Raw genomic sequence first — 23,698 nt, forward strand, 5'->3', positions numbered from 1 at the left:
CGAACGGGCCTCTGTAGCACCGCTTTCCCGGCAAGGCCGGCTCGCAGCGCGAAACCCGTCGCCCAGAAGAATCACTCGATCAGGCAGTATTGATCGAGGAAAATCGTTGCTGCACAACAAAAGTCAGAAAATGAGCCGGATCGCAGCCGGTCTGCGCGGCTACTCTCGAAATCGAGCACCACACCGTCTCCGAGGGGTACGACCAATGAACGCCTTTACCAGCCGATCCCGAAGATCCAGCGCACGAAACGTCTCGACCGCCGCGCGGCGGCGGTCCGTACGGACCGCTTCAGATCGAGGCCTGTTCCTCCACCGGCAGGCAGATCTCGAACCGCGTGTCGCCGGGCACCGAAGTCACCTTGATGTCGCCCGAATGCCGGTCCGCGATGATGCGCCACGAGATGTCCAGCCCGAGCCCGGTTCCCTCGCCCACGCCCTTAGTGGTGAAGAACGGCTCGAAAATGCGCTGCCGCACCTCTTCCGGGATGCCCGGACCGGTGTCGCCGATCTCCACTCGGATCTGTTGCCCGATCTGCCAGGTACGCAAAGTCAACGTGCCCTGCCCGCCCATCGCGCACACGGCGTTGTCGATGATGTTGGTCCACACCTGGTTCAGCTCGGCGGCGTAGGCCGGTATCCGGGCGATCGAGCGGTCGTATTCCTTGACCACCCGGATTCCTTCGCCCAGCTTGCCGGACATCATCACCAGCGTGGAATCGAGCCCCTCGTGGACGTCGATGAACTGGTGCGGGGCACGATCCATCTGCGAGTACTGCTTCGCGGCGCCGACGAGGGTCGAGACCCGGCTGGTGGAATCCTCGATCTCCCCCATGAGCATCTCGGTTTCGAGAGCGTAGGCGAGCCAGCGGATCGCCCCGTCGAGCAGTCCTTTGCCGACCGATTCCAGTACGTGGTCCAGATTCTCGGCAGTGAGCCCGGCGGCGACGAAGATGTTGGCCAGGTCCCAGCCTTGGTCGATCTCGCGCTCGTCGAACCAGTCGCCGATCTCGTCCTCGCGGTCGGCCTGCTGCATCGCGCTGAGTTTCGGCGCGTCGGCGACCTGTTTCACGAGCCGCTCCTGGACATCGAGCAGCAACTCGAGCAGATCGGGGTCGATGTCCTTCTTCGCCAGGATCGCCAGCTTGTGCCGCATCCCGCCGACCCGCTCGCGCAGCGCCGCGGTGGCCCGCACCGCGGCCGCGGCGGGGTTGTTCAGCTCGTGCATGAGCCCGGCGGAGAGCTCGCCGAGCGCGACCAGGCGGCGCCGCGAGGACACGAGCGCGTCGTTGTTGCGCCAGCCGAGGTACATGCCCTCCAGCAGATGCGCGGCCATCGGGAACCAACGACGGAACTCCACCGCGAACTCGGCGGCGGGCAAGGTGAGGAAGGTCAGGTCACTCACCGCGTAGATAGTCGCGCTGTAGGTCGCCTCGCTGTTCTCGTGGGCGAGGAACTGGGTTGCCCCGCAATAGGACCCCCGCTGATCGGATCGCTTGGTCTCGACTTCGGCGCCGGCCACCTGCCGGGTCATCCGCAACGCACCGCCGAGCAGCACGTAGAAGCAGGTCGCCGGGTCGCCCTCGCGGAACACCACGGAGTCACCCTTGAACTCCTCGACCGCGGCGTGCTCTTCGATCCAGCCGAGCTGCTCTTCGGAAAGGTGCTCGAACAGGAACAGGCTGCGCAATTCCTTGCGCGACAGTGCGGGCTCGGTCACTGTTCCTCCAGGTAACGGTGGACCAGGGTGACGGCCATGGCTCCTTCGCCGACGGCGGAGGCCACCCGTTTCACCGACTGCGAGCGGACGTCACCCGCGACGAACACCCCGGGTACGGACGACTCCAGGTAGTGCGGATCCCGGTCGAGAACCCAGCCGGCCGGACGACGGCCGTCCTCGATCAGATCCGGGCCGGTCCGGACGAAGCCATGCCCGTCACGCAGCATCGCGTCCCCCAGCCATCCCGTGCGCGGGGCGGCCCCGATGAAGATGAAGAGGTGCCCGGTGTCGAGTGTCTCAGTCGCACCGTTTTCGCAGACCGTGATGGATTCGAGGTGGTCGTTGCCATGAGCTTTGACCACAGTGGTGTGCGTTCGCACGTGGACGTTGTCCAGGGCCGCGAGCTGCTCGATGAGGTAGTGCGACATCGACGACTCCAGGGAACCGCCGCGTACGAGCAGCGTGACATCGGCAGCATGCCGGGAGAAGAACACCGCGGCCTGTCCGGCGGAGTTCGCACCACCGACGATGTAGATGTGCTCGCCCTCGCACTCGGGTGCTTCGGTGGCCGCGGAGCCGTAGTAGACACCTCGGCCGGTCAGCTCCTCGATGCCGTCGGCTTCGAGCGAACGGTAGGTGACTCCGCTGGCGAGGATCACCGAATGCGCGGCGATCTCAGAGCCGTCGCCGAAGGTGACCACACGGCTCGACCCTCGCGCCTCCAGGCCGGTGACGTCCCTCGCGGTGAGCACCTCGGCGCCGAACTTCTGCGCTTGACGACGGGCCCGGTCGGTGAGCTGGGCTCCGGACACCCCGTCCGGGAAGCCGAGATAGTTCTCGATCCGCGAGCTGGTGCCCGCCTGGCCCCCGGTGGCCTTCCGCTCCACCAGCACCGTGCGGAGGCCCTCCGACGCGCCGTACACGGCGGCGCCCAGCCCAGCCGGACCGCCGCCGATCACCACGAGGTCATAGAAGTCTTGCGCCGGGCGAGTGGACAGGCCGACGGCGTCGGCGATCTCACCGCCGGAAGGCTGTTTGAGCACCGTGCCGTCCGGGGTGACCACCACCGGAATGTCGGCCGCACAGGCGCCGGCGGCCTGCAGGATGCGACCGGCCTCCTCGTCGTCCACGGAATACCACCGATAGGGCACCGCATTGCGAGCGAGGAAGTCCCGCATCCGGAACGACGGCGCCGAATAGCGGTGACCGATCAGCTTCGTCTCCTCCACCGGGCGGTCGCCGACCGCCAGCCACGCCTCCACCAGCGAGTCGATGACCGGGTACAGCTTCTCCTCCGGCGGGTCCCACGGTTTGAGCAGGTAATGGTCGACATCCACCACGTTGATGGCCTGGATCGCCGCGTCGGTGTCCGCGTAGGCGGTCAGCAGGGCGCGGCGGGCGTTGGGGAACAGATCCATCGCCTTCTCCAGGAAGACGATGCCGTCCATATGCGGCATGCGGTAGTCCGCGAGAATGGCCGCGACCGCGTCGCCTCGCAGCTTGATCTCGCGAAGCGCGTCGAGCGCGTCGGCCCCCGAATCGGCGCGGATCACGCGGTAGTCCTTGCCGTAGCGGCGGCGCAGGTCCCGCGCGACCGACCGCGATACAGCGGGGTCGTCGTCCACGGTCATCAGGATCGGCTGGCTCACACAGAACAGCCTACGACTCCGCCACGCCCCTGGCGGCGACCAGCAAAAGACCAGGCCCGCACCCGCCAGGGCGTGCGCAGGCTATCCGGATGGTGGCTACGGGTAACTCGCCACGTTCACCGGCTTCGAGCCGTCCGGAGTCTCCTCGCCGAGGTCATTGATCACGTGCGTGATGGTGCCTTGATGGTTGAGCGACACCGTCACCATGTTGTGAAACCGGACACCCGGGGTCTCCGGCGCCTCGAACGCATGCTCCCCGGCCACCGACGGGTCGGCGCTGAAGAAGCAGTAGCTGCCCAGCCCCCAGGCCTCGTGCCTGGTCACGTCCGGGGCGACCCGGTAGGCGGGGTGGCCGTTCGTCGAACCGTTCCGCCAACCGGCCTGGTCAGGGACGTCGTAGGGCATTTCGTTCTGGAAGAAGTAGGTGCGCCCGCCTTCGCCGTTCCAGTCCACCTCGGTCTTCTGAAAGTGCTCGACGAACAAGCCATAGGTGATCACGTCGTCGCCGTTCACCACCATCCCGGTGTCCGCGGTGTTGATGTCCCAGCCGACGTAGCGCACGTCCGCCGCGTGATCGGCACGCCAGATCCACATGTGGTCGCAGATGACGTTGTTGCTGTTGATGACGAGGCTCGTGGTCGCCTTGCCCGCCGCCGCGCCGCCGACCCGGAAGAACACGTCGTGCAAGGAGGTCGGGTCCGCCGCGTGGTCGGCTCGCGAGCCGGGCTGCCCGACCTGCATGAGCGTGTCCGAGTTCGTGGTGCCGGCGTCGAACAGCAGGCCCGCGACCTTCACACCGTCTACGTCGTCCACGTTCATCGCGGTGATCCCGTCGTCCGGGACGAATGTGGCGATGCCGAGGCCGAGCACCACGGTGTTGGGCCGGGTCACGTGCAAGGGCTGGTCAAGGTGGTACACCCCCGGAGTGACCAGCAGGTTCTTGCCCGCAGCCAGTGCCGCGTTCATCTCCAGCGCGGTCGCGCCCGGCTTCGCGATGTGGAACTGGTCGACCGGAAGAGAGGTACCGGGCGTGGCACCGTTCGCCCAGGTCACACCCGAAGTCTCCGTGCGCAGCGCGGGCACGAAGACCTCATAGTCCCCGGCGTCGTCGAGGTAGAGGAACGGCTTCTCCCGCACCACTGGCGTGCGGTCGACGGTGGTGTACGGCGGCGTCGGAAAGGTCCCCGCCGGCGCCCCCTCAACCCCCACGAACACCATGTTCCAGTTGGCCCCGTGCCAGCTGCCGAACTGGGAATCCCGCGAGATCCACTGCTGCTGCGAACCCGAACGGACCTGGCCGTCGATCTTCGTGTCGGAGATCCAGCCGCCGCTGGACCAGCCTCCGTCGTCGAGCAGAAGGTCACCGTGGAGGTGCATCCGGCGGTACGGGCTGGCCTGCGAGACCGCCCAGCGATCCGCTCCCCCGGCCGGGTTCACCGACAGGTTCTCCGCACCGCGCCAGAAGTTCTGGGTGGCGTTGTTCGGCGGAAGCCACTCGGCCTCGACGTGCACCGCACCGTTGATGGTGACCTCGCCGGGCGTGCTGCCGAGGCCGAGCACCTGGGTGTAGAAGCCGACGTTCACGTCGTTGGCGTAGGTGCCCGGTTTGAACATGACGGCGTACCGCTCGCTACCGAACTGGTTCCTCTCCTGCTGCGAGAAGATGCCATCCAATCTGCACTGAATGATCTCGCTCGACATCGACGGATCGAAGATCACGACGTTCGGCCCCAAGTCCGGCTGCGCAGCCTTCGGAGAAGTTGTGCCACCCACGGGGTAAGTCTGAACGATTACGCGTCGGCTGCAGTACAGACGTACTACCGCGGGGGACGCCGACCTGTCGCCGAACCACCGACCACCCCCGAGGCCGTGCCCTACCTCCGGGTCACGAACCACGTCCCGCCGACCGGCGCGGGAACAACCCACCACTGCTGGTCAACGCCACGTCCGTCGCCCGAGACATACGTCTCCCTCGCCCGCACCGGAGCAGCCCGTTGCCTTCCACCCGCCTGCGCTGTCCACCACCACGCGCATCTGCCGGTCGCCATCACCCATACGGTGAGATCGCCAGCTCTGCGCGTTTGTCCCAACTCAGCTGTACAGCTGCACTACCGCATTCGCGGCCCGGCCGACTTCCTGCACCCAGATACCCTTGACACTCTAAGTAACGTATTCCTACCCAATGTCACCACCTGCGAACGACGCTCCAGTGGCCAGTCGGGAGGCCATGCCTGGTTGAAGCAAGTCATGAACATCCCGTTTACCTGCCACGTCACTGTCCGACACCGGCCAGCAGACCCCGCCCGAAGCCGCGCAGGCGCGGGGTGTACTGTCTTCCCTACGAGATGCGGAGGAAACTTCGCTTCGGGGCTATGGCGCAGCTGGTAGCGCACCTCACTGGCAGTGAGGGGGTCAGGGGTTCGAGTCCCCTTAGCTCCACCGTGACGAAACACCGCCCTCTGGATGTAAAAGTCCAGGCAGGGCGGTTTTTTCGTGATACCTCATCATGAGTTTTGCCTCCCCTGACTTCAGCTACCGTCCAGTAGCTGGAGCAACCTTGGAGCAAGCCCTGACCCCATTTCGCATCGGTGCACAACAGTGCTCCAGAACATGTCGCCGACCCGGGTGATCTCCTGAAGGTTCTTCAGCGTGCAGCGAGCCGTGTTCGGTGCGTTATTGCGCACAGGCAACGGAGATAGTCACAAGCCGACTTTGCCTGCATCACCGACGTCAGCTCCGGTCATTCGTCACCGCCTACGGCAGTTACGACATCGCCGCCAGCGCGAGCGGCAGATACCCCAGGTCCCGCGACAGGTCGTCGCATCTTGCCGAACCTGCGGCTGGTCGCCGAGGACCGCCTCCAAGCAGGAGCGAGCCTCGGTTTAACCGGAAACTCCGACCTCCACCCAATGCCTGCCGCGGCCCCACAACGCCGCGTCCTTCCGCCGAGTGGTCACCAGCACCTGCCCGGCCGCAACCGCCGGAGGCCACAGGCCCTGCAAGTCCGCCGGGCATTGCACGTCGTCGAGGACCCACCAGACATCTGCGGTCATTGGCGGCCAGCCACTGCAGCAACCGCACCGCGCCCAGTTCCGGGGCCGGGTCTTCCACTCCGGTCACATCGGCGGCCAACCGCGCGTACGCGGACACGATCGCTTCACGGGAACTGGCGGCAACCCACACCAGCAGGTCCACTTCGCCGGAAGCCTAGGCTCACTCGGAGAACTCCGCGGCCAGCTGGATCTTGCCCACGCCGCCGAGCCCGGTCAGCACGCACACGGCTGGACTGCCAGACGTCGAGAGCCCGCAGCGCCCCGATTCGGATGCCGGTCGATCGCCCGGAACTGCTGCCGTCGCTGAAATGCGCCCGCCAGCGGCGGCACCACTCCGAACCGGTACCGCTCCGACGAATATCCCCGACGCGAACAGGCAAAGAGGGCACCGACATGACGAACGGACGGCAGCGGTTCGCCGCCACCCAGCCATCTTCCCCAACGGGCCCCGGCGGTGGCGGTCGTAATGCTCTTGCAACAGGTTCGTCTGCCTATGACACCGGGCGACGGGTGGCCGCCGCACGCGCCATCGCGTGCCGCCCTATCCACCCGTTTCGATTCCTCTTTCACCGTCGAGGGGCCGCACCGTCGCTGAAAGCCCAGTGGCATAGAAATCCAGGGACATCAAAGTGGTGCCGAGGGAAAATCCGGCTCTTCTCTCGAACCCAGGTCGAGTATCTCGCCAGGCTCTCAACTCGGTTAGCAGCGCATGTCCGTATGCCGGATCGACTTCGAGCGGAAGCTCCGGTTCAAGGCTGAAAACGCTGACATCGGAGAACAACAGAGTCAACCTCGCTTCGCCGGACCCGTTCTCCAGTCCGAACTCGACCTCCAGGTCTATCGACCTGGAGCCCACGACGAGACCCAGCCGGTCGACATGCGCGCCGTTGCGCAGGTCCACCGAGCCCCATCCGTCAAGCACTACATCGGTTTGCCCCAGCTCGCTCAACGGCTGAAGTCCGTCGTACCTCACGTCCATCCCTGCTTCCTACCGCCGCAGATGCCGGTAAACACGGGCAATGTCCCGCCATCCCATAGAACGAACCGGGCCTTTGCTGCCCCAGCCGGTCGGATTCCGATGATTCCGCCCTTGCAGGTACATGTGCGGTGTCGGAATATCACGTTTGACCTTCTTCTCGTGGTGCGTCTTTCCATAAAGGTCGTTGTGATACCAGCCTTTTCGTGTCTCCACGACCACGCGTGACTTGCCCTTGTTCATCGTGTGCGCGATTCTCAAGGCAACCTTCGCCTTCGCTGCGGAGTTTACGCGAGAGACCGCCCGGCTGACGAACTTGACCGCGGATACCGCGCGGCCGACCCATCGGGCGGCACCGCCGCTCAGGGCATTGGCCGCAAAAGAAGCAGCCGCTCTCCAGTTTCCTTGAACGGCGTTGCCGACCGCAGCTACTCCACTGGCTACAGCTCCGATCGGCCCCGGGATGTTGGAAACGGCCGCAGCGATGCTGGTGACGACGTTGACGGCCGCGCTGAGCCATCCCCACATCGTTCCGTCGAGGTCGGTTGCGTTGATGGGGTCGCCTGCGACGTAGTCGTAGTCGTTGGCAGAGCCGCCCTCTACGGGGTCGACCGAGAGGAACCGGCCGAGCAGCGGGCTGTACGGCCGGGCTCCCATCTGAACCAGCGACAACGCGCCGGCGTGTTCGTAGGGGCGCTGGTACTGGCCCAGCCAGCCGTAGTCCATCGAGCCCGGCGAGTTGTCCGGCACATTCTGCGTGTCCACCGCACCCGACGGAGCCAAGGGCTGGCCGTAGGGGTCGTAGGAGCGCAGGTCGCCCACCTGATGTCCTGCGATGTCAGTGGTGAGGACCAGGTCGCCGCGGACAGAAGGGTGGTCGTAAGCGGAGGTGAATCTGCCGTCGTTGCCGAGCTTGCTGGTGTACAACACGCCGCCGGGCAACGAGAGCGACAAGGACGTGAGGCGGTTGTCGGCGTTCAGGGTCAGATCAGGAGAATCGCCGTCGCCGGTGAAGCCGTATCGGGTGACGGTGTTGTTGTCGCAGTCGCGGGGATCGCGACGAATGATGCGGTTGGTTGCGTCGCGGGTGTAGGCGATGTCGGCGTTGAGCGCCGGAGTCAGCCCGGTGGTACGTACCCCGGTGTTGCGGCCAGAGCCGTCCCAGGTGAGCGTGGTGGTGCTGCCGTCTGCGGCTTTCCAGCTGGTGGTGTTGCCGTCGGTGTCGTAGGTGAACCCGGTCAGCGAGGTGGCGCCTTCGGTGGCGAGGAGCCGGTCGGCGTCGTCGTAGCAGTACCGGGTTTCCGCGGTGCCAGAGGCGGTTTGGTCGAGCAGGCGCACCCGGTTGGTGTTGAGGCCCGCGTTGGCCTGGGTTCCGACCGGGCAGGTCGCGGATGCGGTGGAGGTGTAGTCGTAGGTGTAGTGGTGGCCGGTGACGTAGGCCTCGGTCAGGCGTCCCGCGCCGTCGTACACGTAGTTGGGCGCGTTGGCCCGGGCATCGGTGCCGCCGAGGGACTCGTCGATAATCGTGCCCGCCGCGGTGCGGCCAACCTGGGACACGATGTGCTTGTTGTCGCTGGTTTTCCAATCCAGTGACAACAGCCGGGCTGCGTTGTCCTTGCCGAGCGCGCTGAGACTCGTGCCGTTGGCGTAGGTAGCCGAAGCCAGTTCTCCTGCGTTGTCGTAGGCCACGCTGGCGAGGACGACGCCGTCCAGCTTCTGAGTTTGGACTCGCCCGGCATCGTCGTAGGCATAGATCAGCGTGTGCGGTGCGTCAGCACTATTGGGTGGGGTAATAGTGCTGGATGTGACGCGGCCGACCTGGTCGTAGCTGGTGGTGGTCCGAACGCCGTTGACGTCGGTGTAGGCGACGACGCGCCCGAGCACGTCGACGGTGGTGGTGATAGTGCCCTGCTCGTCGGAGACCGAACTGGTGAGCGGGTCTCCGCCGACCCCGTAATCGTGCTTCACCGTTCCGGCCGCAGAGGTCGCCGACGAGGGGGCGCGCTCCTCGACGGGCCGGTCGCGGTTGTCGTAGGTCGTGCAAGTCCAGTCGCCGCCAGTGGACTCGGCGACCACACGCCCAGTCGCGTCGTAGACCTGTTCGTCGACACGAGCCGGTCCGCTCGCCGGGGCGGCTGAGGTGACGAGTTTCGCAAGACCGCCTTGGCTGACCGGGGCGCTGCCCGCGACGCAGGGGTTGGCGCGGGTTTCGGTGTCGCCGTAGTAGGCGTAAACGGTCTTGGCGCCGGTGGCCATGGTCTTGCTGGTCTTGCGCAGGTAACCGGTACCGGGTGTTTCGTAGCCAACCGAGCCGTTGATCTTCAGTCCGGCCGGGTTGCCCTGTCCGGACGTGGCCAGGCCGTAGACAGGGTCGAGGCCGCTCTCGCCGAACCGCGTCGTGCCGACCTTGTCGGGCACTCCGTCCGATTCTGACGCGGTCTTCGATGTGGTCAGCCCGTAGCGCGGGCGCAGCGCCGTTCCGGGGACGAGTTCTTCGGCTTTGCCGGGTGCGATCCAGTTGAGGTCGAGTTTGGCGTAGCCGCCGTTGTCGTAGTAGTCGATGCGGATCTTCTTGGCCTGGCCTGGGGCGTCGCTGTGGACGGTCGCTTCGCGCCAGGCGGGGTTGCTGATCTGCCAGTAATCCATCACGAGCTGGTCGTCGATCCACATGCGGATGCCGTCGTCGACGTTGGCCCGCAGCTTGTAGTCACCCACGGCGGGGAAGACGATGTCGCCGGTCAACCTCAGGGAGAACGAATCCGCGCTCATCCCGGGCACGACGTCGTTGCCGTACTCCCACGGGCTCTTGATGCTTCCGTCGGCCGGGCCGATTCCGGTGCGCTGGACTTGGCAAGTCGCTACCGGTTGTGCCGGACCCCGAGTCGCCCAACAGCTCACCGACTTGGTCATCCTGCGGCCGGTCCAGTGCGTTCGCGGCGTTGAGCTCGGAAAGCAGGCCACGCCGAACGGAAACACGCACCCCGAACGCAATACCAACCAGCCCACGCGACCTCGACTCACAGTCGCCAACTACCTTGCTTCGCTTCGCCAACTAGCGCGTGTTGTCACACACCTGTGACTGTCACCGATGTTTGGCCTTGGAAGCGTTGCCGTTCCTAGGTTTTTGGGTGTCGCGGCCACGGCGAGATGGCCTGTTCTGTCAGGCATAGTTGGCCTCTGGGCTCAGATTGTCAGAACTGGGTTGGCCCGTCGCGTGTGTCGGTCAGCCGGTAGGGGCCGACGTTGGTGGGAACAGGAATGTGGTGCGGCTCCGGTGCTGCAGATCTTGGGGTGACTGCGACACGCCGTGCGAGCTTGGGTGATGGCCGGGACGTCGCAAATCGGCGCTGGGAGTTGTATTGGTGGGGGTGTGCTGCTGCCTGGGGTACGGGCGGATCGCGGGATTCCGTCGCACTCCTGCCAGGTGGCCGACCTCGCGGCTTGCTATGAGGTGAGGCGGGGGGACAGGGGCCAGCTGGTGCTTGATGCGGGCTGGACGAAGCGGTGGACCACGACGTGGCGCTCCACGGGATCTGACGTGGTCTGCCGTGTTCGTGATGCGGGCTCGGTTGCTGCGGCGGGATGTGCACCGTTTCGTCGTTTCACGTGGCGGACTGGGCAACGCCACCGTCCGGGCTTGCAGTACATGGTCAGCACCGGGCGCCACCACGGGTTTGAAAGTCTTGCCGAGCAAAGGGTTCTGCTCGCGTTGGATTTCGCTGGGAGCCTCGTCGAGGTGTTGTCCCAGCCGTTCGAGCTTCGGTTCGCCACGGTTTCGGGTTGGCGTAAGCATGTTCCCGACTTCCTTGCCGTGGGCGAGGACGCGACGTGGCTGATCGACGTCCGTCCGGGCGAGCGCATCGACGACGATGCTCGGGTGTGTTTCGCTGCCGCCGACGAGGTGGCGCTGACCGCGGGGTGGCGCTACCTGGTGGTGCCCGGGCTGGCGGCCTCATGTGATGGGCGCGTTGGACACGCTCTCGGCCAGGCGGCGGCCGATGGATGATCGTCTCGGGTTACAGGCCGAGCTCTGCGCGTCCGCTGATGCCGATGGTCGCTGCTTCGGGGATCTGGTGGCGTCGACCTCGCTGCCCGTGGTGGCGCGGGCGCATCTGGTGCATCTGATCTGGCACCGGCGGTTGAGCATCGACCTGTCCCAGCCGCTGGGCGACCGCACCCTCGTGTGGCCGATTCACCAAGGGAGGTAAGCGATGAGCACGCGGGCCGGGATGCTGGACTTGTCTCCCGGAGCCGGGGTGGTGCTGGATGCGGTGGAATGGACGGTCCAGTCGTGCGCGCCGCAGTGGGGGCAGGTGCTGTTGTGCCGCCCGGACGGTGCGCAGCTGTCGACCACGGTGCGGGCGTTGGTCAACCACCCCTGTTGCCGGTCGGCCGTGGACCGCGCTGCGCCGCCCGCCACTGGTGGGGGCCGACAGCCGGCCGTGCTTGACGATCTGACGCCGCACCAGCGGGAACTGGTGCGGATGCGGTTCGCGCACCTGCAGGAGGTCGAGACCGGGTTCCGCGGCGGCGACCCGCTGCGAGCCTCACCTGGCGAGCCTCGCCCGGCCTACGATCCGCAGTCCACGACGTTGACGCAACGCCGGTTGGCCAAAGTGGCCGAACTGACGGCGCTGGGCCGGGATCAGGCGCGGTTGCTGGGATTCGAGCACATCAGCGAACGCACCCTCAAGCGGCTGGCGGCCAACTGCCGCGCGTTCGGGATGCTGGGCTGTGTCAAGGGGAACTGGCTGCGGCGCGGCGGAACACGGCCCAGTATCACCGAGCAGGTACGGGAAGCGATCTTCGCGGTCCACGCCGAGAGCCTGCATCGCTCGCGGCTGAGCATGAAAACCAAGGAGCGGCTGATCCACCAGTACGTTCGCGAGCGTTTCGGCCCGGAGGTGGCTGTTCCGTGCTACCAGACGCTGCGCTCGACCTGGATCGAGTGGTTCGGCCCTGGCGGTGCCCGCCAGCGCTACCTGCGGTCGGCCGCGGCGGTGCGGCCCAATGGGCAGCACGTGGTCGTGCACCGGCCTGGCCAGGTGGTGGCCATGGACACCACCGTCATGCCGGTGAAGGTGCGCGAGACAGTGTTCGGTGACCCGGTGTCAGCGCACCTGAGTATGGCGCTGGACCTCTACACCCATTCGATTGTGGCGTTCCGGCTCACGCTGGTGTCCGACACCTCGGTGGATGTGGCGATGATGATCCGGGACGTGATGATGCCGCTGCCCCTGCGAGCGGACTGGGGTGAGGACATGGAATGGCCCTACCCCGGCGTTCCCGCCGCGGTGGTGGCCGAGTTCGCTGGGCATCGGGTGGCCGCGCTGCCGTTCTTCACTCCCGAGACGGTCACGATCGATCACGGCTCGGTCTACAAGAATCACCATCTGGTCGAGGTGCAGCGCCTGATCGGGGCGAACATCCTGCCCTCGAGGGTGTTGCGGCCAACCGACAAGCACGCCGTCGAGCGTGCCTTCGCCGGAATCCAGAGCCTGCTGTTCGAGTTCCTCCTGGGCTATCAGGGGGTCGATGTCGCCGACCGGGGTGTCGATCCCGAGGGGGACGCGGTGCTGACGATGGCCGAGATGGAACATCTGATCGCCGCCTGGTGCGTGAAGGTGTGGCAGAACCGGAAGCTCGGCGAGTGCGCCCCGGCATGGGATCCCGGTGGCTCGCACAGCCCGAACAGCCTGTTCGCCGCCGCGATGGAGCAGGGCGGGTTTCAGCTGGAGGTTCCCTCTCCGGCGTTGTACTACCAGCTGCTGCCCACCGCCCACGTGAAGATCGACGAACGGCGCGGGGTGAAAGTCCGCGGTCTGTGGTACGACGGCCCCGCGCTTGGTCCTTATCGGAACGAGGCGTCCCGGCGGGGCGGCCGGCACAAAGGAAAGTGGGTGATCCGTTACGACAAGCGTGATCCCCGCGAGGTGTTCTTCCAGGATCCGCACACCTTGGAATGGCACACGTTGCGGTGGGAAGGGCTGCCACCACAGGGAGAAGTGCCCTCGTTCGGAGAGGCGCGCCGGCACGAGTTGCTGCGCGCGGTCGCCGAGGCTGGACTGGCGCCCAAGTCCGACACCGAGCTGTTGCCGGTGTTGCTGGAGTTGGCCGGTGGCCGGATCCCCGTGGACCAGTGGCCGACCCAGATGTCCAAGCAGCAGCGCACGCAGCACGCCCGCGACGTCACCCAGGCCGCGGCGGCGGCAGCCGATCGCCCACCCACCGACACCAGCACCACCGATTCGCCTCCAGCCGTGGCGGGTGAGCCGGAGGACACGGTAGTGCCGTTGGGCTGGTGCCTGCGGGCACGGCAGACCGAGCAGGCCATCGATGCCGAACGGCGACGGCGCCGTGAGGACGCCGTCGGTGAGGTTCCGCAGCCACCACCTCGCCTGGGAGAGGGACTGCGGCGTCGCAGTCTGCTGGTGCTGGTCGACGACACCGACGACACCGGCGGCGAGAACGAGGGGCACACGCCCGTACCCGAGGAACGGGGAACCCAGTGAAGGCGAGCGAACGCCACCAGGACACGGGCAGCGTCGCGCTGCCGGGGCGGGCCGTTACACGGGAGAACGCGGCCGGCTGGCAACGCTGGCGGTTGACCCGGCACGAGTTCACCCCGGCGCCTCGGCTGTCGCTGGCCGCCTATCGGCGCCTGAGCCCGCAGCGGCGGATGGTGCACGACCTGCATCGAGCGGCCACACACGCCAACCTGGTCATCCAGGAGACCCCGATGAGTGCGGCGGTCTCGCGGGTGATGTGGTCGCGCATTCAGAACAACGCGCTCAAACGCACGCCGGCGACCCGCGCCGGGCTCATGATCAACGGGGGTGGGTATCAGGGTAAGACCGAGACCGCCTGCGAGGTCGCGGCAGCCTTCGAGGATCAGTGGCTGATGTTGCATGATCAGCTCAATCCGCACGCGACACCGGGCACCCGCGACATGATGGCCACCGTCGCCTACGTCCAGACCCCGGTGACGGCGACCCCGAAGAGCATCTGCCAGGCGATCCTGGACTTCTACGGCGCCGACCATCCCAAGCGGATGACGCTGCCGCAGTTGGTGCACGCCGTGCGCACCTCGCTTTTCGATCACTGCACCAAAATCCTGCTGCTCGACGATGTGACCCGGCTGAAGATGCACCGTGAAGCCGACCAGGACGCACTGGATCTGGTGCGCAGCCTGATGAGTATGCACGTGACACTGGTGCTGATCGGGGTCGGGATCCCGGATTCCGGGCTGTTGTCGGAAGGACGGCACAGCCGCCGCGGCGGCCAGTGGATCTTTCCGCACCACCGGGCCACCAGTCCTCATGATGAGGCGGCCACCCAGACCGAGCGTCGCTTCGACCTGGTCGATCTCGACCCGTTCCGCTACGACACCCCTGCCGGCATCGCCGCCTGGGCTGACCACCTCGCCGGCATCGAAGCCCAGCTACGGCTGTTTCAGGCCAGGCCCGGGATGCTCACCGATGGCGCAATGCCCGAGTATCTGTTCCGCCGCACCGGCGGCATCGTCGGCCTGCTGGAGCGTCTGGTCGAGGACGGCTGTGCCCGCGCGATCGAAACCGGGACGGAATGCCTGACCGGTGGGCTGTTCGATGACATCGAGATTGATCTGGGCAACGTCGCCAGCAGGGATCCGCGCGCCGGAGAGATCCCCGAGGTGCCGCCACGGCGGGCCACCGCTACCTCTCTCCCGGCGGGCAAGGGCAAGTCTCGCAATACCGTGTTCGATGATGCCGGATCTCCCGCCGCACCGGTCCAGGAGCCGACGGGAACCTCGCGGCGATGACGGTGCGGCCCCTGCCCCGAAGCCTGGACCCGTTGCCGCTGGAGTCTCTTCCTGGCTACCTGCTGCGACTGGCCCACCGCCTGGACTCCTGGCCAGGACGCATCGCCGAACTGACCGGGCTGGCCACCACGCGCAACAACATCATCGCCGGCAGCCACCTGTTCGCGTTGCGCCCGGCCATGGCACAAACCTTCGCCACCGCCACCCGACTGTCCACTATGGAGGTAATGGCGCTGACCTTGTCCAGTCTGGCAGACCGCTACCCGCCACTGGACTCCGCCTTTTCCGGCCGTCACCGCCGGATCAACGGGATCTTCGTAAAGGAGAACTGGGTGTTCTCCCGCGCCACACGGCACTGTCCCGACTGCCTGGCCGGCGACGGCAGCCGCATCCAGCAACGGCACGGCGGAGCCTGGAGCCTGTTGTGGAGACTTCCCGCCGTTTTCGCCTGTCCCACCCACCACCGCCTGCTCGACCATGCCTGCCCCGCCTGCGGCACGGCCGTCCGCCGCCGCACTACTGAGCACACCCGGCTGCTGCAGTTGGCTTGGCACGGCGGTCTCCACCCTGCCCAATGCCGCACCCCCATTCCCGGGCCGGGTGGCCCCAGGCGGATCGATGTCTGCGGGCACCGGCTCGACACCCCCACCTCGACCGGTTTCTGCCTGGACAGCGGCACACACGAGGAGCTACTCAGTTTCCAACGTCGTCTGCTCGGCTACCTGCGGCCCGATGGCCCCCTAGCGGTCGTGAGCGTCGGACAGGAAACGCTGTCCCAGCGCTATTTCGTCGATCTCCGCATCCTTGCCTGCCTGATCACCGCCTCGTGGCCGGCCGCCCGTGATCTCCTGACCGAGCAACAGGCGCTCCTGCTCGACACGCACGTCCGCGAGGCCCGCCGCCAGATCCAGACAGTGCGTCAGCGCGGACGGGCGGTGCGCGAGATCAGCTTCTACGACCGGCCCCCGCTGCACGCCGCGACGTGCGCCAGCTTGCTCGCCGTGGCCGACGACATCACCACCGCCGATGATCCCGATACGGCTCGTGACCTGCTCCACCCGCTGCTGGACGCGGCACCAGCCACACGACCATGGATCCGACAGTTCCTCGTCGGCGACGGCTACTGCTCGCCCGGCCTGCAAACCGCGCTGGGCCTGGAGATCGGGACGCTGCATGTGATCCGACGAACCGGTATCCGGCCCCGAGTCCCGACGCCCCCACCGAGGCCAGTCCACTTCGGCATCCAGCACATTCCGCAGCACCTGCTGCCCGAATGGCACGAGGAGTACTTCGCCAACAGCTTCACAGCGGTGAAACCCCGCCTGCTGCGCCGCGCCGCAGCCGCCCTACTCGCCCAAATGTGTGCGGGTGGCTCGCCGGCCAGCGCGGCGCAGCTGCTGGGCATTCCCAGGGAGGCCACCCTCAATGCGATCAACTCCGTTGACCACAGCCTCCCGCGCCGAGCCCGCCGCGCGTTCGACACCGGCCTCGAGACACTCGCGGCCAGACTGAACACCGCGACCGACCTGACCGACTACGGCAAACGACGCCACGCGCTCCAAACCTGGTCACTTTCCCCAGAAGAATGGGAAGAACTCACTGCGGACCTCGCCCAGCAACACCGTCACGGCGGCCCCGACTGGGGCGACGGCAAACGAGCTCTCGCATCGGTCTGGATCTGGGTCCGCGTCACCGGCGGCGAACACATCTTCGCCCCGCCCATCCGATCCAACCCGGATCAGCCACGGCCCGGCGGCGTCCTACCGCACTACGTGAACACCCGATGGCAGTCCATCAACACACGTCCGTCCGGTCACTACAACGCGCTACGCGAACTTCTTGAGTCGTACGCAGACGCGCTCACGATCAGCATCGACCGTCACGAGTTCGACCCCAGCCGACAGCATCTTGTTCCGCAACATTGATGCGGTCGGCCGCATCGCTCTGGAAACAACCAGAGCATCGGTGACCGCTGAGGCACCGTCATTCGCGTCCGGGCAGCGGGCCAAGTTGCTTTGGCAAGGGCCAACTATCGATGACAGTCACAGTGGCGTGTCCACAAGAGACACATGTCTTGTTTGACGGATCGCTTGACACGGAGGCGATAACGAAGCGTCCATAGACGTGTAGCCCGAACAACCGGATGCGCACCGGCGGGCCAACGCCCCGGCCAGGGCATGACCGTCCGATTCCTTCCCCAACACATGGAGTTCGTCATGTCTCGCAAGAACAGCAAGAACAGCGCCGCCGACCGTCATCTGCAGGCGGTGGCCGACGACCCAGGAAAGCAGCAGAACACGCCGACCACGGAGGAGAAGGTCCGCACCGCATTGGCCACCGAACCGGGTTCCACGACCGCCACAATCGCTATGGCAGGCAGGGTTGGCCGTTCAACCGCAGCGAAGATCCTGGCCAGCTGGGATCGTGACGGCATCGCGATCCGCACCCCAGGCAATGGTCCGCGCAACCCCGACACCTGGGCCCTCGCGCCGTCGGACCGTGATACCGCCGCACCTGATGCCGACGAGACCCATGCGGACGCGACGGCGGCACCCGGCACAGACCCGACCGCCGCCGATCACTTCAGCGACACCGACAAAGCGCCCGAGGAACCGGTTGCGACAGCGGACGACACCAACGACACCGACAACGTCCCTGCCAAGGAAGAGGTGATAGTCGAGGGACCGGGAACCTCGTCGGAGACCGACAACGACAGCGCTCCAGACATCTCTGACGACGTACCCGCCGCCACAGTCGACACCGACGGCACCACCCCGCCGCCCGACGACACGGCACCGGTGGACACTGCGACCGAGGCGAAGCCTTCTCCCTCAGCGTCTCGTACGATCCCCGAAGCCACCGACGTCGCAACCCCGAAGGACAAGGACCGGCTGCCCAAAGGCGGGCTGCGGGCTTTGGTGGAGGAATACCTGACCAAGCACCCGGGCGAGGATTTCGGGCCCGCCAAGATCGGCAAGGTCCTCGGCCGTTCGGGCGGCGCGGTCAACAACGCCCTGGAGAAGCTGGTGACCGACGGATCCGCCGTCAAAACCTGCGAGGCGCCGAAGCGGTTCGCGATCAACCCTGCCAAGACCGACGTCCCGGAAACGGCCGGGGACGCCGAATAGGCCCACGGGGTCACCAATCCGCCTACCCACGCGTAGGGTCGTTCGCCACAATTCCGAGACACGGCCCTGCTCGTGGGATTCTCCGTTGCTAGAGCCAGCAAACACCGCGCAGCAAGGGGAAGTACATGCCTGGCATGAGCCGCCTGTCGCCGCAAACCGGGGCGCGTTTAAGGTCGATAGTGATCACTTCGACGACGGATTTTACCGGGCCTATGGCTTCAAGCGCGGTTATGGCCGTGCCCACAACGGCAAGACCGGCGGACGACTTCGGCGTCGGCTTATTCGGCGTCGCGAAACCGTCAGCTGGCGCCGTGGCACCAACTACTGATCGCTGCGACTGGGCAGCTGGTCGAGGACACTCGTAGCGCGTGGATCACCCCATCGCGCGCGACGACCGCGACGCGCACCATCTGACCCGCCCGCTGTGCTCCGGCCCCTCGACGGCCGGGGCACAGCGGGCGTCGTCGGTTACACGTCGGCGATGCCGTGCAGGAGGGCCAGGTGCCGGGGGTCGGTCGAGTACAGCGTGGTGCCCGCTCGTGCCCGGATGGACAGCACCCTGTCGGTGCGGCGCACCCAGAGGTTGAAGTCGGCCTCGGATGCACAAGTAAAGCGATGTCCCGGGTGGCGGCGGTGAACCCAGCGGCCGTCGCGCCAGTGCAGGCCGGAGCCGAGGATGACGCCGCTGTAGTCGTACTCAACGCCTTGCGCGGCGTAGACGTTGGGGACCGGGATCTGGCCGGCACCGGCCGGGAATACGAACTCGGGCCTCCCGCAATGGCGAAGGCGGCAGCCCGTTGACCGCCCGGGTGCCTTTCACCTGCCACGAGCGGCGCCAGTCACCGATCACGATATGGCCAACCAGCGGATTTCCTGGTGTCGCCTTCGCTCCATGGCCAGGAGTACCTGTTGTTGGCGACCCCGGCTCGTCGACCAAGCAGGTCGAGGTCGCAGGACTACCGGGTCTGGCGCTCGTCCTCCGGCGATGCCGCGACCGGATACACCTCGCCCTCGGATTTCTTCGAGACCTCCTGAAAGACATCTCAGGTTCTTAAAAGTCAAGCCGCAGCAGCGAGTGGAGGTGGAAAGGCCTGATGTTCGTCGAAAGGTTGTCCTGTTTGGAGGCAGTGGTGGAGCTGTCCGAGGAACTTGTTGAACAGGTGGCGTTGGGCCTGGAGGCTTATTCACGGCACCTGAGATTGCCGTTTCCGGCGTGTCAACATCAACGGCGGACCGTTTATTGAGAGAATTGGGTTTCCACACTCAGTACTCACAAAAACGGACCGCCTAACATGTATCATACCACTGGACTTACCATCGAGCAGATCACCGACCTGTGCGGGTTGGTCGACATGGATACCACAGCTGAGCAGCGTAGGTGGCCACCGATTCTGGGCCTGTTCAACTCGGCGGTGATCGCGCTGACATACATGCGATGCAATCGGGTTCAGGCCGAACTGGCGGAAGCGTACGAGGTATCTCAACCGACAATCAGTCGTGCGATCACCGGAATGACGCCGCTGATAGAACGTGTTCTCAGGAAGTTCGTGCCGACGGCGGACGAATTGGACGACCAGACGCAGTACATCGTGGACGGAACCCTGCTGCCGTGCTGGTCATGGGCCGATCGCCCGGAGCTGTACTCCGGCAAGCACAAGACGACCGGCATGAACGTACAGATCGCTTGCACCCTTGACGGACGACTCGCGTGGATCTCCGATCCCATCGAAGGACGCCGGCACGACACGTACTGCCTGAAGGAATCCGGGGCGCTTCTGACTCTGAATCCGGACAACTGGATGGGCGACAAAGGATACGTGGGAAATTATATGCTCACCCCGATCAAGAAGCCGAAGCACCGCAAGCTCTTGGACTGGGAGAAGGAATTCAACACCCAGATCAACAAGATTCGCTACGTCATCGAGCAGACCATCGCCAACGTCAAAACCTGAAGGATCCTGCACGCCGACTACCGACGGCCCATTGAGACCTTCGCGGAAACCATCTCAACGGTAATCGCTCTGCACTTCTATGCGGCTGCCTGAATAACCCTCATGATACATGTCCCGCCAGGACATCGAGTACGCTCGTCTCGATGGCTTGCCCCAACCGCTGGGCGAGCGGTGGTTTCTCGGGTGCCAGACCTTGTGCGGGGTTTTCACCGGGCCATGCGGCTTGCCCGCCAGATCGTATTTCCACTTTCCGGCACTGTTCTCTATGGTCACACGATGCTTGCCGCCGTTGTACTTCTTGACCATCCATGTGCCGACTCGGGCCTTGGCCGCGTGGTTGACCTTGGCGAACGGCCGCGCCACGGTCTTGACGACCTTGACGGCCCTGGCAATCCACCGAGTGGCGCCGCCGGTGACAGCGGATGCAGCGAATTGGGCCGCTGCTCGCCAGTTCCCCTGAACGGCGTTCCCGACCGCCGCGACGCCACTGGCCACAGCGCCGATCGGCCCCGGGATGTCGGACGCGAATTCGGCGACCTTCGTCACCACCGAGATGATGGCGCTGAACCAGCCGTGACCGTCCAGGTCGAGCGCATTGATCGGATCGCCAGCAACGTAATCGTAATCGTTGGCCGAGCCGCCTTCGTCGGGATCGACCGACAGGAAACGGCCGAGAAGCGGGCTGTAAGGACGTGCTCCCATTTGCACCAGAGAGAGTGCACCTGCATGCTCGTAAGGGCGCTGATATTGGCCGAGCCAGCCGTAGTCCATCGAGCCTGGAGAGTTGTCGGGGACATTGTCCGTATCCACCGTGCCTGCGGGGGCAAGCGGTTGACCGTACGGGTCGTACGTACGCAGATCTCCGGCTTGGCGGCCGGCAGCATCCGTGGTCTGCACGAGGTCGCCGCGGACCGAGGGGTGGTCGTAGGAGGCGGCGAAAGCACCATCGGAGCCAAGCTTGCTCGTGAAGAGCACGCCGCCGGGGAGCAGCAATGAAATCGAGGTCAGTCGGTTGTCCGGAGCAATTGTCAATACCTATGGATGAAGATCTTTTAGGCTGCTGCGGGTGGGGTGTGTTCGGTGGGTCGTTCGACGAGTGTGCCGTTCTCGAAGAATGCTCCGGCGCGGACGAGCGCGACCAGGTGTGGCGCGTTGACCGCGCGCCAGCGGGCCTGCGCGGACTCGATGAGCTTGAACGCCATGGCCAGCCCGGCCGCGCGTGAGCCGGGCCCCTTGGTGACCTTCGTGCGGTGCCGCACGGTGGCGAAGGTCGACTCGATGGGATTGGTGGTGCGCAGGTGGATCCAGCGCTCGGCGGGATAATCGCCGAACGCGAGCAGCTCCTCGACATCGTCGAGGAGCTTGGCGACGGCCTTGGGGAATTTCGCGCCGTAGGCGGCATCGAACGCCTTCACCGCGTCCAGGGCGTGCCGGCGGTCTTCAGCGTTCCAGATCTGCGCGAGTGCCTTCTTCGCCCCGGGATGCGCGGACTTGGGCAGCGCGGCGAGCACGTTGGCGATCTTATGGAACCAGCAGCGCTGCTCCCGGGTCCCAGGGAACACCTCTCCACTCTCCGTCGTCGGCCCTTTCACCGGGTCCACCGGTGCTGAGCATGGGTGGAGGTTCAGCACCGGTTCCGGTCTGGCCCCGGAGAACCAGTGTGGTCTCCGGGGCCGACGCGCGTTGGCCGTGATCAGGCGTTGATCTGCTTGGTGTCGTTGCTGACGCTGATGGCGATCTTGCGGGGCTTGGCGCGCTCGGCGACCGGGAGCCGGAGCGTCAGCACCCCGGCCTCATAGCTGGCCTGGATGTGCTCGGCGTCCAGGGCCTGACCGAGGAACAGTTGCCGGCTGAACACCCCGCACGGCCGCTCGGCGACCTGGTACTCGGCGCCGTCCTCGGCCGGGCCGGGACGTTCGGCCTTGACAGTCAGCACGTTCTGCTCGATGTCCAGGTCGATGGAGTCCGGGTGCACGCCGGGGAGGTCGAAGGCGACCACGTACTCGTCGCCGGCGCGGTAGGCGTCCATCGGCATCGCGACCGGGCGGGTCAGTGTCCCGTTGGCGCTGAAGAACTGCTGGGTCAGCCGGTCGAGCTCCCGGAACGGGTCGGTACGCATCAACATGTCACAGTCTCCTTCCACACCATTCGGTTCGGGATCGGCGGTTCCACCGCCTTGCAGTACTGACAACGATCCACTCAGGTTTCCTGTTCCATTGCTGCAAGATTTTCGATGGGGGTGCGACCCGGTCCTTCCTCCAACAGGCCGATGCCCGCCGCAGCGCGAGGCTGTGGCGGGCGGATCGGACTCAACTGTCGAGGAAGGAAAGACGCACTCATGCCAGAGAGCCTACGACGGGCGATCGGTGTGCGAGCCGTGCCGGGAAGAGTCGCCCGGATTGCGTCACGAGACGCCGGGCCGTTCCTCGCGATCGTCGGCGAGTATCTCGGCCGACTGTCCACAGCAGACTCAGTCACGTATGCGCGCCGCGCCCTCCTGTCATCACCTCCTTGCCGGCCACCAGATCTTCTCCGATCGTGTTCACTCGACGGCCTCCGCGCGGCGCTCGCGCGGCACCGCATGGGGTGGCGGAGGAGCCCGCTCCCGAGCCCCTACCCGGCGGGCCATCCGCGCGAGATCACCTCGTCCCGCCCACACAGGCGGACCGAACTCGCGGCCCGCATCGCCGGGGCGAGGGCAGCGATCCCGCACAGGACGTGATGGACGGCGCGGGGGAACCTCTGGCCACTCAGCGGCGCCGAAGTTGGCGGCGATGATCTCGTCGAACTCCGCGCGCACCCACGCCGGGTCGGCGCAGAACAGTTCGGCGAAGCCGCGCTGCCCGGTCTCGGGCAGCCTCCCGCGCTCGGCTCCCGCAGGGCGGGGAACGCTCGTGCCGACCATCTCGATCACTCCCAGGGGCATCGTCACCAGGTTTCTGACCGATACTTTTCTTATAGCGCTGGCTGTAGCTTGTGTCAAGCATGCGCTGAAGATAATCTGGAGTAGCTGGGCCACCCCGCGCGGCCCTTCCGGCGACGAGGGAGGAGTGCCTCGCCTGTGGCTGTGAACAACCTCGACAACCTCGATGACCTCGACTACCCGGCGTTCACCACCGGGCAGGCGGCGGACCTGCTCGGCGTGCAGCAGGCGTTCCTGCGCAGCCTGGACACCGGCAACCTGCTACGCCCCCAACGCTCCGACGGCGGACACCGCCGCTACAGCCGCCGCCAGCTCCAGCTCGCCGCCCGGATCCGGGTCTTGTTCGACGACGGTCACAGCCTGGCCGCTACCGCCCGGATCATCGGTCTGGAAGACGACCTCGCCGCCGCGCACGACCAGATCGCCGAACTGCGCGGCCAACTCGGCAACGACACAAACCAGTGACACAGAAACAATGATCACTGGGCTCGAAGCGATT

The 23,698-nt window shown here is 66.0% G+C and carries 20 protein-coding genes and 1 tRNA gene; 10 read left to right on the forward strand and 11 right to left on the reverse strand.

From position 1 onward, the window contains the following. Positions 1-289 precede the first annotated feature (289 nt). The 3 genes from ATK36_RS09970 to ATK36_RS09980 all read right to left on the reverse strand — a co-directional run bounded on the left by ATK36_RS09970 (position 290) and on the right by ATK36_RS09980 (position 5,067). Positions 290-1,717, reverse strand: coding sequence for an ATP-binding protein (locus tag ATK36_RS09970; RefSeq protein WP_098510994.1), 1,428 nt, complete (start codon positions 1,715-1,717; stop codon positions 290-292). Then, positions 1,714-3,366, reverse strand: a complete 1,653-nt coding sequence (locus ATK36_RS09975; RefSeq protein ID WP_098510995.1) for an NAD(P)/FAD-dependent oxidoreductase — start codon at positions 3,364-3,366, stop codon at positions 1,714-1,716. The genes ATK36_RS09970 and ATK36_RS09975 overlap by 4 nt, the downstream gene beginning before the upstream one ends. A 96-nt stretch (positions 3,367-3,462) precedes the next feature. Beyond that, complete coding sequence (locus tag ATK36_RS09980) at positions 3,463-5,067, reverse strand: coagulation factor 5/8 type domain-containing protein (protein ID WP_387000853.1); 1,605 nt, start codon at positions 5,065-5,067, stop codon at positions 3,463-3,465. Between the two features lie 665 nt (positions 5,068-5,732). Here ATK36_RS09980 and ATK36_RS09985 point away from each other — a divergent pair. Continuing rightward, positions 5,733-5,805 (forward strand) — tRNA-Ala (locus ATK36_RS09985). A 443-nt stretch (positions 5,806-6,248) separates the two neighbouring features. Here the strand turns inward: ATK36_RS09985 and ATK36_RS32140 are convergent. The 3 genes from ATK36_RS32140 to ATK36_RS09995 all read right to left on the reverse strand — a co-directional run bounded on the left by ATK36_RS32140 (position 6,249) and on the right by ATK36_RS09995 (position 10,293). Then, positions 6,249-6,419, reverse strand: a complete 171-nt coding sequence (locus tag ATK36_RS32140; protein WP_170069681.1) for a hypothetical protein — start codon at positions 6,417-6,419, stop codon at positions 6,249-6,251. A gap of 541 nt (positions 6,420-6,960) precedes the next feature. After that, positions 6,961-7,368, reverse strand: a complete 408-nt coding sequence (locus tag ATK36_RS09990; protein ID WP_141544406.1) for a hypothetical protein — start codon at positions 7,366-7,368, stop codon at positions 6,961-6,963. 39 nt (positions 7,369-7,407) lie between these two features. Then, positions 7,408-10,293, reverse strand: coding sequence for a PA14 domain-containing protein (locus ATK36_RS09995; protein ID WP_211291844.1), 2,886 nt, complete (start codon positions 10,291-10,293; stop codon positions 7,408-7,410). Between the two features lie 739 nt (positions 10,294-11,032). Here ATK36_RS09995 and ATK36_RS32850 point away from each other — a divergent pair. The 6 genes from ATK36_RS32850 (at position 11,033) to ATK36_RS10020 (ending at position 18,324) form a co-directional block, all read left to right on the forward strand. Continuing rightward, on the forward strand, positions 11,033-11,401 hold the full coding sequence (locus ATK36_RS32850; protein ID WP_211291845.1) for a hypothetical protein: 369 nt from the start codon (positions 11,033-11,035) through the stop codon (positions 11,399-11,401). Beyond that, positions 11,394-11,603, forward strand: a complete 210-nt coding sequence (locus tag ATK36_RS32855) for a hypothetical protein (protein WP_211291846.1) — start codon at positions 11,394-11,396, stop codon at positions 11,601-11,603. Before ATK36_RS32850 ends, ATK36_RS32855 begins: the two co-directional genes overlap by 8 nt. Before the next feature lie 3 nt (positions 11,604-11,606). After that, entirely contained in the window at positions 11,607-13,907 is a 2,301-nt protein-coding gene (locus tag ATK36_RS10005; RefSeq protein WP_098510998.1) for a transposase, read from the forward strand. A 167-nt stretch (positions 13,908-14,074) separates the two neighbouring features. Further along, the gene (locus ATK36_RS10010) at positions 14,075-15,196 is read left to right on the forward strand and encodes a TniB family NTP-binding protein (protein WP_211291847.1); all 1,122 of its coding nucleotides are present in this window, start codon (positions 14,075-14,077) and stop codon (positions 15,194-15,196) included. Next, complete coding sequence (locus tag ATK36_RS10015; protein ID WP_098510999.1) at positions 15,193-17,121, forward strand: TniQ family protein; 1,929 nt, start codon at positions 15,193-15,195, stop codon at positions 17,119-17,121. Before ATK36_RS10010 ends, ATK36_RS10015 begins: the two co-directional genes overlap by 4 nt. A gap of 405 nt (positions 17,122-17,526) precedes the next feature. Next, complete coding sequence (locus ATK36_RS10020; RefSeq protein WP_245914579.1) at positions 17,527-18,324, forward strand: hypothetical protein; 798 nt, start codon at positions 17,527-17,529, stop codon at positions 18,322-18,324. Between the two features lie 468 nt (positions 18,325-18,792). On the opposite strand, the gene ATK36_RS31385 is transcribed toward ATK36_RS10020, so the two are convergent. After that, positions 18,793-19,002 carry a hypothetical protein gene (locus tag ATK36_RS31385; RefSeq protein WP_342752087.1) on the reverse strand — a complete coding sequence of 70 codons (210 nt, stop codon included), beginning with the start codon at positions 19,000-19,002 and terminating at the stop codon, positions 18,793-18,795. On the opposite strand from ATK36_RS31385, the gene ATK36_RS33445 reads away from it, so the two are divergent. Both ATK36_RS33445 and ATK36_RS10025 read left to right on the forward strand, forming a co-directional pair. Then, positions 18,940-19,125 (forward strand): hypothetical protein, encoded by a 186-nt coding sequence (locus tag ATK36_RS33445; RefSeq protein WP_245914581.1) that lies wholly within the window; start codon positions 18,940-18,942, stop codon positions 19,123-19,125. The genes ATK36_RS31385 and ATK36_RS33445 overlap by 63 nt on opposite strands. Positions 19,126-19,616: 491 nt before the next feature. Continuing rightward, entirely contained in the window at positions 19,617-20,276 is a 660-nt protein-coding gene (locus tag ATK36_RS10025; RefSeq protein WP_245914583.1) for a transposase, read from the forward strand. Positions 20,277-20,330: 54 nt separating this feature from the next. Here ATK36_RS10025 and ATK36_RS10030 read toward each other — a convergent pair whose 3' ends face one another. The 4 genes from ATK36_RS10030 to ATK36_RS31395 all read right to left on the reverse strand — a co-directional run bounded on the left by ATK36_RS10030 (position 20,331) and on the right by ATK36_RS31395 (position 23,202). After that, the gene (locus tag ATK36_RS10030) at positions 20,331-21,308 is read right to left on the reverse strand and encodes an RHS repeat-associated core domain-containing protein (protein WP_098511000.1); all 978 of its coding nucleotides are present in this window, start codon (positions 21,306-21,308) and stop codon (positions 20,331-20,333) included. A gap of 20 nt (positions 21,309-21,328) precedes the next feature. After that, on the reverse strand, positions 21,329-21,907 hold the full coding sequence (locus tag ATK36_RS10035) for a transposase (protein ID WP_281259040.1): 579 nt from the start codon (positions 21,905-21,907) through the stop codon (positions 21,329-21,331). Positions 21,908-21,969: 62 nt separating this feature from the next. Further along, the gene (locus tag ATK36_RS10040; protein WP_098511001.1) at positions 21,970-22,401 is read right to left on the reverse strand and encodes an Hsp20/alpha crystallin family protein; all 432 of its coding nucleotides are present in this window, start codon (positions 22,399-22,401) and stop codon (positions 21,970-21,972) included. Between the two features lie 417 nt (positions 22,402-22,818). Then, the gene (locus ATK36_RS31395; RefSeq protein ID WP_141544409.1) at positions 22,819-23,202 is read right to left on the reverse strand and encodes a hypothetical protein; all 384 of its coding nucleotides are present in this window, start codon (positions 23,200-23,202) and stop codon (positions 22,819-22,821) included. Positions 23,203-23,343: 141 nt separating this feature from the next. On the opposite strand from ATK36_RS31395, the gene ATK36_RS10045 reads away from it, so the two are divergent. Continuing rightward, positions 23,344-23,664, forward strand: a complete 321-nt coding sequence (locus ATK36_RS10045) for a MerR family transcriptional regulator (RefSeq protein WP_170070002.1) — start codon at positions 23,344-23,346, stop codon at positions 23,662-23,664. Positions 23,665-23,698: the final 34 nt, after the last annotated feature.

Source organism: Amycolatopsis sulphurea (assembly GCF_002564045.1).
Taxonomy (GTDB): Bacteria; Actinomycetota; Actinomycetes; order Mycobacteriales; family Pseudonocardiaceae; genus Amycolatopsis; species Amycolatopsis sulphurea.